Raw genomic sequence first — 15810 nt, 5'->3', positions numbered from 1 at the left:
ACCACCTCTCCGGCCCCGGCGGATCACCCGCGGCCGTGGCCGGACGAGACACACGGAGCATGGAGTGGATTCCATATGACCGAGCCCATCGGACGCCTGGGATCAGTAGCCCTGGACTGCGACGATCCCCGCGCGCTGGCAGCGTTCTGGGCGACGGTGCTCGGCGGCACCATCCGCATCGAGACCGACTCCTTCTGCGGGGTCGCACTCGACGGTCTGCTGCTGGTCACCGTGCGCGTCCCCAACTACCAGCCGCCGCAATGGCCCGACGGCGAACCGAAGCAGTTCCACCTCGACGTGGCGGTGGATGACCTGGACAAGGCCGAGACCCTGACGCTGGCCGCCGGTGCGACCAAGGCCTCCCGCCAGCCGAGTCCGGAGAGTTGGCGGGTGCTCCTGGACCCCGCCGGCCACCCGTTCTGCCTGACGACACTCATCCCCGACTGACCAGATCGCGCGGTGCTCATCGGCTGAGGGTCACGTGCTCTTCTCCGGCCGGCCCGCGGCGCCACAGTGGCCCTATTCGTGGTCGGTCGTGAGCGCCAGTCGCACCGCGGCGAGGAGTTGGTCGTCACTCGCGGCCAGACCGCGTCCGGTGGTGACGAAGACGCGGGCGGCCTGGGCGAGTTGTTCGTCCAGGGCCGGCGTGTTCCGCGCGGCGAACGTCACACGGGTTCCAGCTCCACGTCGACTGGTGACAAGGCCGGCCGCTTCGAGCTCTCTGTAGGACCGCGCCACAGTGGCAACCGCCAGACCGAGGTCCGCTGCGAGTTGCCGCACGGTGGGCAGCCTCTCGTCCTGCGGCAGTTGGCCGCTCAGGATCAGGTCGGCGATCTGGATGCGTACCTGTTCGTAGGGAGGAACGGCACTGGAGACATCCACACGCACCAGGACGGGCGTCACGCGGTGGCCCCCTGATGGGACTTGGCAAGATTCGCGAGGCGCGCGAGCAGGTAGACGAGCGCGATGCCTGCAGCGACAGCCAGAGTGAAAGTGGCGACTTGCAAGGGCTCCATCCACCAGGTCGGACAGGAGTCGTCCAGGCCGCTGTTGAAGAGCGAGAGGGGGAAGCTGCCGGGTAGGGAAGTGCTCGTGTGGAGAGCGGAGGTGAACAGGGACGCCGACATCATGCAGCCCCAGGCGTAGGTCACCGCACTGGCGGATGTCATGCGTTGTGCCTGGTCAAGCCCGTACCCATCGGGGCCGTCCGTGAGGGCGGGGCGAGAAACGACCTTCCGCAGAACCAGCAGGCAGGCCCCGGATCCGACGATGACCGTGGCCACCGTGGCGACGGAGGCAGGCAGGCCGATCCAGCCCGAATCCGTCGAGACGCTGTCTCCGCAGACGAGCCGGACCCCTCGCGGGCTCATCCGCGAAGAGGCGATGGCGGTCGTGATGGCGAGCAGTCCGATGAGCGTGAACAGAAGTGTGGCGAGCAACGGGTTGTGCGTGCGGGAAAGGTAGTTCGGGATCCTGCGCGGTGAGAGAGAAGCCGTGCGTACGGTGCCGGCCGGAGGGACGGTGAGGATTTCTCCGGCGAGCACCCCCGTGAGCAGACACAGGCCGAACGCGGTTCCGGCGAACATCACTCCGTGCCGGACCGGCAGATACACGAGCAGGACGGCGACCACGAGACCGAGGGTCAATCCGCCCATCCTCCATCTCGTGGCTCCATGGGCGTACCAATGAGGCCGCCTGGCAACGAGGTTGGGGACCAGGAGCAGGAGTCCGATGACAAAGGGAGTACCCACGAGCAGGCTGTAGATGAGGTTCATGACATCTCCGGCAGCGGAAGCACGACCGTGTCACCATGTCACGCACTGTGAAGTTGTGTCAATGTGTTAGAACAAGTGCTCATGTTGGACGCTGTCGAACCCGCCGGGCGCAGCCGCATCGGCGGCCTTGGTCGAATCGGTGTGTTCAGAAGGACAGTTGGGCGGCGCTGGTGTGGATGGACTTGCCGTCGAGGTCTCACTGGACCTCCGACGGCTCGCCGATTCGAATTCCGTGCGGCGGCTCGCGAGGAACGCGTATGCGTCCCTGCGCTACGCCGAGTCGCGCACCACCAGTTCCGGGTCGAAGATGACCGACGTCGCCTCGGTGCGTACGCCGTGAATGTGCTCGTCGAGGAGGCGGGCCATCTCCGTCGCCATCTCCTCGACCGGCTGGCGGACCGTGGTCAGCCGGGGCCGGCAGGTCACGGCGATGCTGGAGTCGTCGAAGCCGACCACCGCGACGTCCTCGGGCACCCGGCGCCCGCGCTCCCGCACGACCTGGCAGGCACCCTGTGCCATGAGGTCGTTGGCGGCGAACACGCCGTCCGTCTCGGGGTGGCGGGCGAGCAGGTCCGCCATGGCCGTGAGACCGCTGTCCAGGGTGAACCCGCCCTCGGCGACCGGAACATAGGGGTGGCCGCGGCGGGCGAGCGTGTCACGGAACCCGGCGAGTCTCTCCTGGCTCGCCGCCACGTCCAGGGGGCCGCAGATCGTGACGGGCCGGCGGCAGCCACGGGCGAGGAGGTGCTCGGCGGCGATCCGCCCGCCGTCGTGGTGTGCCAGGTCCACGTAGCTGAGCGGGACCGGACGGGAGGGGCGGGCGAAGAGCACGGCGGGCAGGCGGGCGTCGGCGAGGAGGGCGGGCAGCGGGTCGTCGGAGTGGGTGGAGACGACGAGGGCGCCGTCGGCGCGGCCCTGGCGCAGATAGGTCAGCACCTCCTCCCGTGTCTCGGGCGACTCGGCGAACATCAGGACGGGGTGCATCGAGCGGGGGCGCAGGAAGCCGACGATGCCGCCGACGACCCGGCCGAAGAAGGGATCGGCGAACACCCTTGTGGCGAAGGCGTTCTGGCCGGCGTCCGTGATGTCCCCGGCGCCCGACACAACCAGGGCGACGGTCTCCGCCCGCCGGGTGACCAGGGAACGGGCGGCCCTGTTGGGTGCGTACCCCGTCCGTTCGATGGCCCGGCGGACCACTTCCTGTATCTCCGGATCCACGTTGCGGACGCCGTTGACGACCCGGGACACGGTCGCCCGGGAGACGCCGGCCTCCCGGGCGACATCCTCCAGAGTCGGGCCCTGTCTGCTCATGCAGGCACCCTAATGGACCTGCGGTATCCGGCAATAGAGCGCTCTCCCGGAGCGGGGCCGTGCGCTCCGGGAGAGGTTCCTGGGTCAGGCGTAGACGCCGAACTCGTAGAGCGAGTAGCCCCAACCGGTGCCCCGCGCCGTGCCGTTGACGCGGACGTAGCGGCCGGTTCCGGTGACGTCGAAGTCGTCGATGCCTCCGTTGCCGTCCGAAACGGTGCGCACGGTCTGCCAGTTCTGGCCGTCGTCGGAGGTCTGGATCGTGTAGGCCTTGGCGTACGAGGCCTCCCAGGACAACTGGACGTGCCGGAACGTGGTGCGGGTGCCGAAATCGACCTGGAGCCACTGGGGATCGCTCCAGTCACTCGCCCAGCGCGTGCTCTGGTTGCCGTCCACCGCGTTGGCCGCGGTGCACGGGCAGTCGCCGTAACTCGCCTGGAACGACGAGGCGGTGGCGGGTTTGCCGCGCGCCACGTCGGTGCCCGACGGGGTCGGTGGGACGACCCGGATGGACCGGGTCTCGACGCCGACATTGCCCCGGCCGTCCGTCGCTTTGACGTAGACCTTCCAGACGCCCGGACGGTCGGGCGCGGTGACCCTGAGACGACCGCCACCGAGATTGGTGGAGGGCAGCGATGCCAAGTTCTTGCTCTGGTCGATGTAGTTGCTGTTGTCGAGGACCTCGTACGAGATCGGATCGCCGTCGGGGTCGGTGGCCCGTACGGACAGCACCAGGTCGCGTCCGGCCTGCACCTGGCCCGCGCCGCCCTCCACGGCCAGGTCGGAGATGACGGGTGGGGTGTTGTCATGGCTGGTGTCGCCGCCGTAGGCCCTCTTCACGGCGTAGTACGACAGACGCTTCTGGCCGGCGGGCAGCAGGTTGAACCAGATGCCGCCGAAGTCGTACTCGGTGCCGTAGTGGAACATCGTGGCGCCGAGCGCGACCCCCTGGTGCCCCGTGATGCAGTTCCAGGCGCGGGTGTAGCCGTCGGCCTTGGCCTGGTCGGAGGGCTCCAGCGGAACACCGTTGGCGTCGTCGGGAACCTCCCACTCACCGGCCGGCCCCGTCTCGGTGACGATGTAGGGCTTGGTGTAACCCCCTTGCTGCCAGGCGGACTTGATGTCGCAGACCGCGTTGTAGGAGTTCACGGCGTACAGGTCGAGATCCGGTGCGTTCCTCTTGTAGTAGGGCCAGGCGCCGACCCAGGCGTCGGTGGACGTGACCGGGTGGTTGGGGTCGACGGCGTGGATCTTCTTGGTGATGTCGTTGACGAGGGTCGTGTAGGCGTTGCGCTGTCTCTCCAACTCGTCGCCGCTGTAACAGTTCTGGAGCCCGAGGACCGACTCGTTGCCGACGTCCCACATGAGCACGCCGGGATTGTCCTTGTAGGTCTGCACCCACTTGGGGAACTCGTCGAGCATCTGGTTCTTGTAGGCGGTGTCCGTCAGGTAGTTGACGCAGCCGCCGCTGCCGGGACCGCCGCCCGGCTGGAGCCAGAAGCCGGCGACGACCTTGATGCCGTGGGCGGCCGCGGAGTCGAACAGCGGCTTGCTGCTTGCGTCGGTGCCCCAGGTGCGGATCGTGTTGACCCCCATGGACTTGAGGTCCGGCATGTACCGCTCGGCGTCGGCGACGCTCGGGCCCCAGGTCAGGCCTTTGACCTGGTACGGCTGCCCGTCGACCGTCAGTTGCCAGGCGCCCTGGCCGCCGGCGACCTTGACGACGCTGCCCGCGGCCTGAGCCTGGGCGGCGGGCAGGGCGGCGAGGAGTCCGGCCGCCAGCACGCCGGCGGTGAGGGGTGCCGCGATGCGGCGTGTGCGGGTGCGGGTGCGTGGGGTCATGCGCGAGCTCCTTACGGCAGTCGGTAGTGCTCGTCGAGCGCGGCGCCCGCCTCCGGATGGGTCTCGTCGTAGCCGCGTGCGTCGCACTGCAGCCCGCCGACGACGCAGTGGTCGACCAGGGCCTTGAGCGTGCGGTCGTCCCAGGCGTTGAAGAAGTCGTAGTGGAAGCTGTGGCCCGGTCCGCTGGCCAGCCGCACCTGGGACATGTCGCCGTTGACGGGGAAGGCCATCTTGAACTCGATCATCGGCAGCGCCACCGGGTGGTCGGCGGGGCACATGTTGTCGTTCGTGCCGGGCTTGACCACGGGGTAGGCCATGTGGCTCTTGTGGTCGGGGGTGTCGAGGTACTTGCCGTCCCAGCAACTCGGCGCCTGGAAGCGGATGTTGAGCTGGACGTCCGGGCGGCTCGGGCAGGTCGCGGGGAACTCGGTGTTGAAGAAGCTGTCACCGCACTCCCAGCCCTCGACGAAACCGCGGTGGTTCCGGAACTCGTCGGCGCTCTGCGTGGGACTGCCGACGACGAAGCGCAGGCCTTTGGGGAAGGGCCGGACGCTGGTGTAGTCGGTGACGCCCGTCTTGTAGTAGATGACCTGCGGGCCGACGGGAAGGATCTGCTGGTTGCCGTTGTAGAGCGTGGGCATCCAGTAGCCGGACAGGTCGCCGGGGGCCTTGCACGTGGTGCCGCCGGCCGACAGCGAGGCGGTCGTGCTGTTGGCGTCGGTCGTCGTGTTGCCCATGAAGGTGTGGTCGTGGGACTTGCCCGGCTGCTGCGGGTAGACGATGGGGTCGTCCGGCCTGGTGTGCGTGACCGAACAGTTGGCCTGGAACTCGTGGAAGTAGCGGTGCGGCGGGTTCTGGGTGGACGGCGTCACGCCGGTGACCGGCGGGTTGGCGAGGATGTAGCCGTCGCCGTCCGGATCCTCCGGGGAGTTGGCCGTGGACGCGGCCATCGCGTGACCGGAGTGGGTGGCCGCGAAGGACCGCTCGGCGGCACTGTTCGGTGCGGGCGGCCCGGCGCTCACGGCGATACCGCCGAGCCCGAGCGAGGTCAGTAGGAGCGCGCCGGTGATCAGCGTGGCTGACAGGCCTTTCGATCTCCGTGACATGGAGACCTCCTCCTGAACGGTGGGGGTGTCAGAGGTCGTCGCCCGGCGCCCCCGTGACGTGACGTCAGGTGAGCCGGTCCGAGGAGCGCCGGGAGACTGTGGGAGAGCGCTCTCCCGCCGAGGAGTGTTGAGGGCATGTCATCAAGGTGTCAAGGGATCCGGCGGAAGTGGGTCCGGAGAGATTTCAGCTTCTGAAGGCTTGTGTACGGTCTGACCTCATGAGTTAAATCAAGATGTGAACTAAGAGGTGGGGTGGGGGCCTTGGTCGGCCGGCCGGTCAGCCGGCCAGCCGTTAGGTCGGTCAGCCGTTAGGTGGGTACGTCGGTAGGCAGGTCAGCCGTTAGGCCGCTCAGCAGACCACCTTGCCGACACCGAACTCGCCCGTCCCGACCGGCGCGTGATCGGCTGACGCGTGTTCAGGCGTCAGCGGCCTTCGCGTCGTCGCTGTCGGCACTCTTGCCGTCGCTGTCCCTCTGGTGTCCCCGGCGGGCCTCGCGGTCGAAGATGCCCATGATCTCGCAGGGGCCACCCTCGGCGCCGATGGCGTGCGGGAGCATGGTGGGGAACTCGGCGGCCTGGTTGCTCTCCACGCGGTAGCGGCGGTGGCCGAGCATGAGTGTCGCGGTACCGGAGAGCACGACGAGCCATTCCCGGCCGGGGTGGGCACGCATGCGTGCGGGATTGTCCGGCGGAGGCTCGGTCATCCGCTGGCGCACGACGCTCATGCCCGGGTTGCCCTTGACCGCCCAGCGCATCAGCCCGTGGGCACTGTCGATCATCGGGTTGGTGACGACATCGTCGGTGGCGGTCTCCACCAACTGGTCCAGGGTCGTGTCCAGGGCACGGGCAAGGGTGACCAGCTGGTCCAGTGCGAGCCGGCGCTGACCGTTCTCGATGCGGGAGAGCGTGGACTGGCTGACATGGGCGCGAGTGGCCAGTTCCTCCAGGGACCAGCCCTGCGCGACACGCAGAGCGCGGATCCGCTTGCGTACGAGGCTGTCCAGCTCACCGTCGTTTTGCGTCATGCGCAAGATTGTATGCCCATGGGGCAAATCGGCCTTACGGTTCTGACGAGCGGTCGCACCCAGCTGAACTCTCCCCTTCACGGCTCCACCGCTGCACTGCTCTCCGCTCCACCGCGCCGAGCGCCGTAGGCGACGGCTGTGCCCACGCTCATCCCGACGCGACCGGCGACGCTCCGGCGCCAACTCCGCATGCCCTCCCACCAGGAAGACAAGGAACTCATGAATACGAACAAGGCTCCGCAAGCGGCTCCCGGGAGCGGCGACGGCGCGCCGGACGGGCGTCAGTTGCGCACGATTTTGATCGCGGTCTCGCTGGCGCTGATGGCCGTCGTCGCGTCCGTGTCCGGGCTGAACGTCGCCCAGACCCACCTGGCCGTCGAGTTCGATGCCTCGCAGAGCACGATCCTGTGGATCATCAACATCTACACCCTCGCTCTGGCCGCCCTGCTGCTCCCGCTCGGCGCCATCGGCGACCGGCTCGGCCGCAAGCCCATGCTGGTCGCCGGCCTGGGTGTCTTCGGCGCCGCGAACGTCGCGGCGGGCGTGGCCCCGACCACCGAGGTGATGCTCGCCGCGCGCGTGGCCGGCGGCATCGGCGCCGCGATGATCATGCCCATCACCCTGGCCGTCATCACCTCCACCTTCCCTCAGGAGCAGCGCGGCAAGGCCATCGGCGTGTGGACCGGCGTCGCCGGAGGTGGCGGGATCGTGGGGATGTTCCTCTCGGCCCTCCTCGTCGATGTCGCCGACTGGCGCTGGCTGTTCGTCCTGCCCGTGGTCCTGGTCGTCGTGGCCCTGGCCATGACACTGAAGTCGGTACCCAACTCCCGCGAGCACTCCGCCCACCCCTTCGACACGGTCGGAGCATCGGTGTCCGCCGTCGCCGCGGTCGGCCTCATCTTCGTCCTGCAAGAAGGGCCGGAACACGGCTGGACCGCACCCCTGACACTGCTCGGTCTTGCGGTAGGGCTTGTCGGCGCCTTCGGCTTCGTGGCATGGGAGGCGCACCGCCGCGACGCAGCGCTGCTGGACGTGCGCCTGTTCCGCGAGCGTGGCCTGGCCGGCGGCTCGATCACGCTGCTGGTCGTCTTCGGTGTCCAGGCGGGTATCGCCGTGGTCCTCTTCCCGTTCTTCCAGGCAGTGCTCGGCTGGTCCGGACTGCGGTCCACGCTCGCACTGATGCCCATGGCCGTGATGATGATGATCGCCTCCGGCCTCGCCGCCAAAGCGGCCGCGCGGATCGGCCCCCGCGCGACCATGACGGCGGGCATCGCGCTGACCGCCGCCGGCCTCGCGCTCATGGCCCTCTTCGTCTCCGCCGACGGCGGCTACCCGACCATCCTGCCCGGCATGCTCGCCATGGGTGTCGGCATGGGCCTGTCGATGACCCCCTCCACCGAGGCCATCACCGGGTCCCTTTCCCGTGAGAAGCAGGGCGTCGCCTCCGCGCTCAACGACGTCACCCGTGAGCTCGGCACCGCACTTGGCGTCGCGCTGCTCGGCGCATTGGTGTCAGCCGGCTACCGCGGCGCCATCGACGACAGACTCAACGGCATCCCGCAGGGCGCCGCGGACATCGCGCGAGACGGCATCGCCAACGCCGTCGAAGTAGCGCCCAGTACCGGCACGCATGAGCAAGAGCTGCTCCACGCGGCCCAGCAGTCCTTCATCCAGGGCTGGCAGCAGGCCATGTGGACAGGCGTCGCCGTCTTGAGCGCCCTGCTCGTCTACGTCCTCCTGCGCGGGCCGAAGACCGCCACCCTCGCGACGGACGGCAAGGACACCGAGGTCTCCGAGACGCTCATCGCCGGTTGACGTCCGTACTCCTGGCAGTACTACCGGCACATCTGGCTGTTGCTATCGACAGTCAGTGGGGCAGCTTGCTGGCGATGGGCCTCAAAAGTCGGATGGTGAACGCGACCACAAGCTCCGCCTCCGCCTCGCGTCGCGGTGCCCGGCGACGAAGCGGGCGTTCACCGGTGGTTGAGTTTCATGGCGGTGTGTCTCGGTGTGCTGATGGCCTTCGTCGATGTGTCGTGCGTAGCCTCCGCCTTGGAGGCAGCCTCCTGAGAGATCTCTCCGCAGCGAATCTCCCTCAGCGAAAGCCGTTCCCGCCGCCGTGGCTCATCCCACTTGGTCGTATCCCCCTGGAGCCCGGAAACCCCCGTGTCTGGCCTGGTAGGGAAAGCTCGCGTTCTCAAGGGTTTAGCGTGTGTGGCGTTCTACTCTGTCGGCGACGAGTCCCCGCCCGCGCAGCTGGCCGGCAGCAGCCCGCACATCACCTTGGCAGCGAAGACGTCGCTTCTAATGGTGAAGAACGTATCGTCGGCGTCCCGGTCCACCCGGCAGTATTGGAGTACGACTCGTAGTCGTATCGGGTACTGCGGTCCCACTCGTCTCCGGTGAGGTGCTTGTACACGTTGTCGGGTACGTAGAGCAGTGCCTCGGCCCAGACAAGGTCGTTGGCGTAGGGCCGAAACCGATGTGGGTCTCGAAGTACGCTCTCGTACTCCTCACGGCCAGCTGCGACGACCGCAGCCCGGCTGTAGAGGAACTGATCACTCGACAGTTCATCGCCGTACTCCCGGCGATCCAATCTGTACAGCGCCCAGGAGAGCCGCTCCGCGAATCCGACCACGTCAGACACGGGCCCTTCGCGAGGCTGGCTGTCAAAGCAGCGGCCAGATGATGGCCATCAGGGCCAGGGGTTGCAGGGCTGTCCTCTTCGATGAGCTGCCAGAAGGCGTCCGACGCCTTCGTGAAGGAACTGGACGCCGCGCTGCCCGCCGGGGGTGCCCCTATCTCTTCGGTCAGGTTGTCTGGGCCTCCGTCACCGGTGGCGGCGTCGTCCTGATGTATGCCTAGGTCCAGTTGAGCGAAGCCGTCGGGACAGGGCACGGAGTGTCCTGCGGTGCGATAGTGGGCACCGCCGCAGGCGAATGAAGTGATGAGCCGCAGGGGGTATGAGTGGAACGGATCACTGACGATCAGGTCGCACGGCTGATCGGGTTCGTGTCGGCACGCGTCCCCGAATCGGCTCCGCTTCAAGGCGAAGCCCGCCGCACGGCCGCAGCCCTACGTCTTGCCGCGGACAAGCAGATCGCGGCGGTGATCTTCTACCGAACCTCTCCGGCTGACCACGCGAGGGAGACTGAGCTGCATGCAGCCGCTTCATGGAACTTGCTGGTTGCCTTGGCCGGTATCTGGCATGACCACCCGGAGTTCCCTGCCGACGCTGCTTTAGAGACCTTCGACTTCGACTGCGAGTCTCCCCTCTCGACGAGCGCGCGCTGCGACTCGTGAGCGGTATCAAGCCACTGCGGTAGGTCGGGGTTCGTAGAAGGCTCCACCGGGCAGCCCATGTCGCGTGCGACCGCTAGGGGCAGGGTAGCCGGCTGCGCTGGCGGGCCGTGGTCGCGGACCCCTCGCAGGTCTGACTCTCTTGCATGACGTGCAGTCGAAGGGCGACGGGAGCGGCCGTGTGCCCAGCGGACTGCCCACGCTGGAGTGGCCGTACGACGATCGGATCGACCAGCGCACCGTCGAACAGTTCCTGGCCGACGCCCAGTTCACCGGTACCAATGAGCGAGCCGCCGACCGGATCGACGCCAATCTCGCCGTGCTCCCGTCGAAGACGGGCCTCACGGACGCCGACATCGTGCGCGCCCGCCCTCCACACGGCCCGCTCGATGGACTACGGAATGCTGGAGACCGAGATCCGCGGCATGGACGACAGCCCCGACAAGGACTCCAGGACGCGGCAACGGCAAGGACGACTTCGCCGAGGCCATCGCCGCGGTCTTCCGCAGCACCGGCTCGTCTATCGGGTGACGTACGTCGATGAGCTGATCAGTCCGCATGTCTCCGAGGGCGAGATCCACTGCGCCACCAACACGGTGGGCGACGTCTGCGGCGCCGACGCCCGGTGGTGGCGCGACTGACGGTGACGGGGACTCGGGTCGGTAAGCCGGGAAATCGTAGGATCACGCGGTGAAGATCTGGACGGAACCCCCCTCCACGAGTGACGTCGAAGCGGTCGTCCGCGACTACTTCAGCCTGCTGCGAGCCGGGAGGTTCTCCGAGGCCGAACAGACCATGGATCACAACCCGATGCGGCACGTGCTCACGGCGCTGTGGTCCGGTTCCGTCGAGGCGAACGCCGAGGACGATGAGGACGAGGCGAGCGGCGGTCCTGCTGCCGACGCGTGGAAGCAGGACCTGTCCTGGCTCGGCGAACTCGAACTCGCCGACTTCCACTGGGGCCACACCGGCAGCAACGGCTACGTCGAGATCACCTACCGCGGTCAGACCATCGAGGTGTCCTTGGGCTTCCGGGTCAGGCCCACCGACGCCGGCTGGGTCCTCACGGGACCGGCCACGTACTGGTAGGCCACGCGGGAGAGCAACACCGCGCCGCTGGCGTGGCCGCCTGACGACACGTGGAGTCGGGCTTGTCGTCCAGCCTCGTCTCACGCGGTCAAGTGCTCGGGTTCAAGCACGAAGACGGGGATCACGCGGTCGGTCTTCGCCTGGTACTCGGCGTACGGCGGATACGCGGCGACCGCGCGCTGCCACCACCGGTCCTTCTCGTCGCCGGCGAGCTCACGAGCCGTCATGCCCAGCAGTTTGGGGCCGTCTTGGACATCCACCCGCGGGTCGGCCTTGAGGTTGAAGTACCAGACCGGGTGGCGCGGGAAGCCGCCCTTGGAGGCCACCGCCGCGTATCGCCCCTCGTGCTCCACCCGCATCAGCGGGATCTTGCGGATCCTGCCGCTCTTCGCGCCGCGCATCGTGACGATGACGACCGGCAGTCCCGTGTCCCAGAGCGTTGTGCCCTGCGTGCCGCCCGAACTCTCGTACAGCTCGACCTGTTCGCGAATCCATTGCATCGGACTCGGGTCGTACTCGCCCTCGAGAGGCATCGCATTCACCCCGTCGTCGTGTACGGATCATGTCGGGGTAGTCCACCACAGGCCTCGCGCGAAAGGGAGACCGCCTTGTCCGTGCCCGTCGCGATTAGGCTGGACGCATGGTTGACTCGATGTCTTCCGTGGTCACGGGCGTGGACGTGGGCGTGGCCACGGGCCGGTGGCGGTCGGGCGGCCGGTTCGCGGTGCGCTGGGGACGCCGTACGCTTCTGGACTCGTTGTACCTGCTGACCGCGCCGGCGACTGCCCTCTTCGGCCTGCTGCTGGTGCTCGGCGCCTTGTGTCTCGGCACGGCCGGTCTGCTGCTCCCGAGCGGTTCTCCGGTCAGGACAGCCGCTGCGGAACTGGCGCGGTGGCCCGCCGACTTGGAGCGGTGGCGGATCGCCTTGGTGCGTCGCTTCCGGGGCGGCGAGGTGCAGGGCGCACGTCGGCGCCAGGAGCGGGCAGCCGACCTGTCCGACCCGGGGCTGTGGCTGGACCTGGCACACACGGTGTCGGTGCTCCCCGTCGTCGTGGTCACGTGGGTCGTAACGGCGTTGTGGTGGTTCATCGGGGTGGCGGCCGTCACCTGTCCCGTGCGCAACCCGTACGCGACGCCTGGGTCGATGCGGCCGATGAACCTCTACCTGGGCGGTTCCGAATCCCACATCTCCTTGAGTCTGGGGCTTACTTCGCCGGACGAGCGGGTCGCCTTCGCCGTCGCGTTCGGCCTCTTCATGCTGGCCACCCTGCCGCTGGTGACGTGCGCGTGCGTCGCCGCTCAGGCGGGGCTGGGGAAGGCACTGTTGTCCGACCTGTCGCCACTGCACCGCAGGATCAACGGCCTTGAGCAGGAGCGGGACACCGCCCGCGCACAGACCCTCGCCGCGGTGACGGCCGAGGCGGCGGCCCTGCGCCGGCTCGAACGCGACATTCACGACGGACCCCAGCAGCGTCTGGTCCGCCTGTCGATGGAACTGGGCCGCGCCCAGCACCACTTCGACGCCAGGCCGGACACCGCCAGGGAGGCGCTCGCCGACGCGATCGTCCAGGCCCAGGAGACGCTGGAGGAGCTACGGGCCCTGTCACGCGGCATCGCCCCGCCGATCCTTGCCGACCGAGGCCTGCCAGCGGCGCTCTCCGCGCTGGGCGCCCGCTGTGTCGTACCCGCCGACCTCGACCTCGGCCCCCTGGACCGTCGGCCGGAACCGGCGGTCGAGACGGCCGCGTATTTCGTGGTCGCCGAGGCCCTGACCAACGTGGCGAAACACAGCCACGCCCGCGGGTGCGTCATCGGGATGCGGCACGGGGAGGGAGTCCTGCGGGTCTGGGTGACGGACGACGGCCTGGGCGGTGCGGCTGAGGCCAAAGGGCACGGTCTGCGGGGCCTGGACGACAGACTGCACGCGGTCGGCGGTCGGCTGCGGATAGCCAGCCCGGACGGCGGCCCGACGACGATCACCGGAGAGCTCCCATGTCCCTGACCTCGGACTCGGCCTCAACAGCTCCTGGGACAGCGGCCGAAGCACCACCTGAACACGCCCGTCGCAGGCCGCTGCGGATCGTCCTGGCCGACGACGCGGTCCTGCTGCGTGAAGGCCTGGTCCGCCTGCTCACCGACGACGGCCACCAGGTGGTGGCGGCGGTCGGTGACGGCCCCGCCTTGGTCGAAGCGGTGCTCACCCACCGCCCGGACGTGTCCGTCGTCGACGTACGCATGCCGCCGACCCACACGGACGAGGGCCTGCGCGCGGCGATCAGCGCCCGCGCCCAACTGCCCGGCAGCCCCGTACTGGTGCTCAGCCAGTACGTGGAGGAGTCCTACGCCGCCGAGTTGCTCGCGGACGGCTCCGGCGCGGTCGGCTACCTGCTGAAGGACCGGGTCGCCAAGGTCGAGGAGTTCCTGGACGCCCTGGACCGGGTAGCCCATGGCGCGACGGTGCTGGACCCCCAGGTCGTCTCCCAACTCCTCGCAGGGCAGAGCCGTAAGGCCCCGCTGGCGACACTGACCGCACGCGAGCGGCAGCTGCTGGCTCTGATGGCCGAGGGCCACTCCAACACCGCCATCGCCCGGCAACTGGCGCTCTCCAACAGCGCGGTGGAGAAGCACATCGGCAACGTCTTCGCCAAGCTCGGCCTACCGCCCGACGACACCCAGCACCGCCGGGTCCTCGCCGTCCTCGCCCACCTCGGCTCCCGATCAGACTGACCTGGCACGAGGCGCGTCACCAGCCGCCCTTGTAGAAGTCCAGGAGGGCCGGCGCCGGGTCCGCCGCGGTGCCCGTGTTGGCCACCGCGACGACGATCACCGCCAGCGCCAGCAGGGCCGAGACCACACCGAACCACCGCATGGTGCGCCGCGTTCGCCCGTCGCCCGCACTGCCGCCGGAAGCGCCTGCCGCGGTGAATCCCCTCCACGACATCACGCTCAGGCCGACCAGGACGACCGCCACGAGGAATGCCATCACGGCCAGCACCGCGTGGTAGAGACCGAAGTCGTCGACCATCACCCGAAGGGCGACCGCGTTCTGTCCGCCCGTGCTCGGGTAGTTGGCCAGGCCCTGCCTGATCTGCTCGACCGCACTGGTGAGTTGGCCGCCGGGTGTGCCGAGCGGCAGCATCGAGGTCAGCGAGGAGAAGGGGGCTGTCGCTCCCTGCACGTTCGCCATCACCGCCGCCAGTGACACCAGCGCGAGCACGCTGACGACGACGGCGGCGGAAGCGAGAGCGACCCTGCCTCGGGCTCCGAATCCAATGGACTTCAGGAACGCCTTCCAGAGCAGGACGCCGAGTGCGACCAACACGATCAGCAGGGCCGCGGCGAGTACGGCTTTGACGACGTGGAAGCGGCACCAGTAGTCGACAACTCGCTCCAGGTCCGGGGGGAATGCCCGGTCTCCGGACCTCCAGTACTCGATGAACGCCGGGCGCAGGGCGTCGACCAGGTTGTGCTGTTCGGCGAACCCGCTGTCCGAACCCTTCGCCGCAAGCCTGCCCGGGGCGAGGACGAACGCGGCGCCGAGTGCCACGGCGAGGGTGACGAGCACAGCCAGTGCCCGACCGGGCACCCCCGCCGATTGCGATGGGACCTTGTGAGCGCGCATGGCGAATCCTTCAGCTCGATCGGGCATGGGGCAGCACCCGATCCCCGTGATGGGCGGGCCCTTTGTCATGCCGATTACGATGTCGCGCCGTCGATCCCCAGGTCACTGCGGTACGCCATCCATCTGGGGTGTGGCCAGCCACACCCCACCCGCGCAGAACAGACGAGCCTCGCGCCGCCGCCCGCCACCTACCGTCCGGGGTGATGGTGAACGCCGCTGCTACGTCGCGCGTCCGCCGGTGACGGCGCCGACCGCGGTGAGGACAGCGACAGTTGCTGGGTGGCGGCCACGGTTCGCCCACTCCAAGGGGGACCAGCCGGTGCCGTGATCTTCTCGCGCGTTCGGATCGGCGCCGTACGCCAACAGTTCGCGAACGGTCTCGGTGTGCCCCCAGCACGCGGCTGCGCACAACGGCGTTCCCTCCGCGCCGATTCCGCTGCTCTCGATGTCGGGGGAGGCACCGGCTGCCAGAAGCAGGCGGGCGATCTCCGTCTGACCTTGTACGGATGCGACGTACAGCGGAGTGGTGCCTTCGCCGTCGGCTTGGTCCGGGTCGGCCCCAGCCCGCAGTGCCACCTCCACGGCCGTGGTGTCACCGGCCGGGATCGCGTTGAACAGGCGCCGGAAGAGCTTCTTTCGCTGCCGTTGGTTCATGAGGGCCGAGATTAGCGACCGAGCGCGATCTTGCCGATGGGCCTTGCAGCCGCCCGCGGAGTCCGTCTAGTGTCTCCATCGAAAACGAC

The 15810-nt window shown here is 68.6% G+C and carries 17 protein-coding genes and 1 pseudogene; 8 read left to right on the top strand and 10 right to left on the bottom strand.

Annotation, left to right across the window (positions count from 1 at the left end; translation table 11 throughout):
• Window positions 1-75 precede the first annotated feature (75 nt).
• The gene (locus tag ACIQI8_RS00540; protein ID WP_402342785.1) at window positions 76-447 is read left to right on the top strand and encodes a VOC family protein; all 372 of its coding nucleotides are present in this window, start codon (window positions 76-78) and stop codon (window positions 445-447) included.
• Between the two features lie 72 nt (window positions 448-519).
• Here the strand turns inward: ACIQI8_RS00540 and ACIQI8_RS00535 are convergent, their stop codons facing one another.
• The 6 genes from ACIQI8_RS00535 to ACIQI8_RS00510 all read right to left on the bottom strand — a co-directional run bounded on the left by ACIQI8_RS00535 (window position 520) and on the right by ACIQI8_RS00510 (window position 7056).
• Window positions 520-903, bottom strand: a complete 384-nt coding sequence (locus ACIQI8_RS00535) for a GntR family transcriptional regulator (RefSeq protein ID WP_401714822.1) — start codon at window positions 901-903, stop codon at window positions 520-522.
• Complete coding sequence (locus ACIQI8_RS00530) at window positions 900-1655, bottom strand: hypothetical protein (RefSeq protein ID WP_402342782.1); 756 nt, start codon at window positions 1653-1655, stop codon at window positions 900-902. Before ACIQI8_RS00530 ends, ACIQI8_RS00535 begins: the two co-directional genes overlap by 4 nt.
• Window positions 1656-2045: 390 nt before the next feature.
• Entirely contained in the window at window positions 2046-3086 is a 1041-nt protein-coding gene (locus ACIQI8_RS00525; RefSeq protein ID WP_402342779.1) for a LacI family DNA-binding transcriptional regulator, read from the bottom strand.
• Between the two features lie 84 nt (window positions 3087-3170).
• Window positions 3171-4925 (bottom strand): discoidin domain-containing protein, encoded by a 1755-nt coding sequence (locus tag ACIQI8_RS00520; RefSeq protein ID WP_402342776.1) that lies wholly within the window; start codon window positions 4923-4925, stop codon window positions 3171-3173.
• Window positions 4926-4936: 11 nt separating this feature from the next.
• A complete protein-coding gene (locus ACIQI8_RS00515) occupies window positions 4937-6031 on the bottom strand; it encodes a DUF1996 domain-containing protein (RefSeq protein ID WP_402342773.1) in 1095 nt (364 codons plus the stop codon).
• 416 nt (window positions 6032-6447) lie between these two features.
• Entirely contained in the window at window positions 6448-7056 is a 609-nt protein-coding gene (locus tag ACIQI8_RS00510) for a helix-turn-helix domain-containing protein (protein WP_402342770.1), read from the bottom strand.
• A 219-nt stretch (window positions 7057-7275) separates the two neighbouring features.
• Between ACIQI8_RS00510 and ACIQI8_RS00505 the strand changes: the two genes are divergently transcribed.
• Window positions 7276-8871 carry an MFS transporter gene (locus ACIQI8_RS00505; RefSeq protein WP_402342767.1) on the top strand — a complete coding sequence of 532 codons (1596 nt, stop codon included), beginning with the start codon at window positions 7276-7278 and terminating at the stop codon, window positions 8869-8871.
• A gap of 463 nt (window positions 8872-9334) precedes the next feature.
• Here ACIQI8_RS00505 and ACIQI8_RS00500 read toward each other — a convergent pair whose 3' ends face one another.
• On the bottom strand, window positions 9335-9703 hold the full coding sequence (locus ACIQI8_RS00500; RefSeq protein ID WP_402342764.1) for a DUF4240 domain-containing protein: 369 nt from the start codon (window positions 9701-9703) through the stop codon (window positions 9335-9337).
• A gap of 320 nt (window positions 9704-10023) precedes the next feature.
• Between ACIQI8_RS00500 and ACIQI8_RS00495 the strand changes: the two genes are divergently transcribed.
• The 4 genes and pseudogenes from ACIQI8_RS00495 to ACIQI8_RS00480 all read left to right on the top strand — a co-directional run bounded on the left by ACIQI8_RS00495 (window position 10024) and on the right by ACIQI8_RS00480 (window position 11445).
• Entirely contained in the window at window positions 10024-10359 is a 336-nt protein-coding gene (locus tag ACIQI8_RS00495) for a hypothetical protein (RefSeq protein WP_402342761.1), read from the top strand.
• Window positions 10360-10456: 97 nt separating this feature from the next.
• Window positions 10457-10708: pseudogene (locus tag ACIQI8_RS00490) on the top strand (protein-arginine deiminase family protein); the annotation flags it as partial.
• Between the two features lie 37 nt (window positions 10709-10745).
• On the top strand, window positions 10746-10997 hold the full coding sequence (locus ACIQI8_RS00485) for a hypothetical protein (RefSeq protein WP_402342758.1): 252 nt from the start codon (window positions 10746-10748) through the stop codon (window positions 10995-10997).
• A gap of 49 nt (window positions 10998-11046) precedes the next feature.
• Entirely contained in the window at window positions 11047-11445 is a 399-nt protein-coding gene (locus tag ACIQI8_RS00480) for a hypothetical protein (RefSeq protein WP_402342755.1), read from the top strand.
• 80 nt (window positions 11446-11525) lie between these two features.
• Here the strand turns inward: ACIQI8_RS00480 and ACIQI8_RS00475 are convergent, their stop codons facing one another.
• A complete protein-coding gene (locus ACIQI8_RS00475; RefSeq protein WP_402342752.1) occupies window positions 11526-11978 on the bottom strand; it encodes a nitroreductase family deazaflavin-dependent oxidoreductase in 453 nt (150 codons plus the stop codon).
• A 107-nt stretch (window positions 11979-12085) separates the two neighbouring features.
• On the opposite strand from ACIQI8_RS00475, the gene ACIQI8_RS00470 reads away from it, so the two are divergent.
• Both ACIQI8_RS00470 and ACIQI8_RS00465 read left to right on the top strand, forming a co-directional pair.
• The gene (locus tag ACIQI8_RS00470; RefSeq protein WP_402342750.1) at window positions 12086-13447 is read left to right on the top strand and encodes a sensor domain-containing protein; all 1362 of its coding nucleotides are present in this window, start codon (window positions 12086-12088) and stop codon (window positions 13445-13447) included.
• A gap of 71 nt (window positions 13448-13518) precedes the next feature.
• Window positions 13519-14172, top strand: coding sequence for a response regulator (locus tag ACIQI8_RS00465; RefSeq protein ID WP_402346595.1), 654 nt, complete (start codon window positions 13519-13521; stop codon window positions 14170-14172).
• Between the two features lie 16 nt (window positions 14173-14188).
• Here ACIQI8_RS00465 and ACIQI8_RS00460 read toward each other — a convergent pair whose 3' ends face one another.
• On the bottom strand, window positions 14189-15067 hold the full coding sequence (locus ACIQI8_RS00460; protein WP_402342748.1) for a hypothetical protein: 879 nt from the start codon (window positions 15065-15067) through the stop codon (window positions 14189-14191).
• 219 nt (window positions 15068-15286) lie between these two features.
• On the bottom strand, window positions 15287-15721 hold the full coding sequence (locus ACIQI8_RS00455; RefSeq protein WP_402342745.1) for an ankyrin repeat domain-containing protein: 435 nt from the start codon (window positions 15719-15721) through the stop codon (window positions 15287-15289).
• Window positions 15722-15810: the final 89 nt, after the last annotated feature.

The organism is Streptomyces sp. NPDC092369 (genome assembly GCF_044755245.1).
GTDB lineage: Bacteria > Actinomycetota > Actinomycetes > Streptomycetales > Streptomycetaceae > Streptomyces.
Note: the sequence above shows the minus strand (reverse complement) of the source record. Positions and strands in the feature narration are given on the sequence as shown.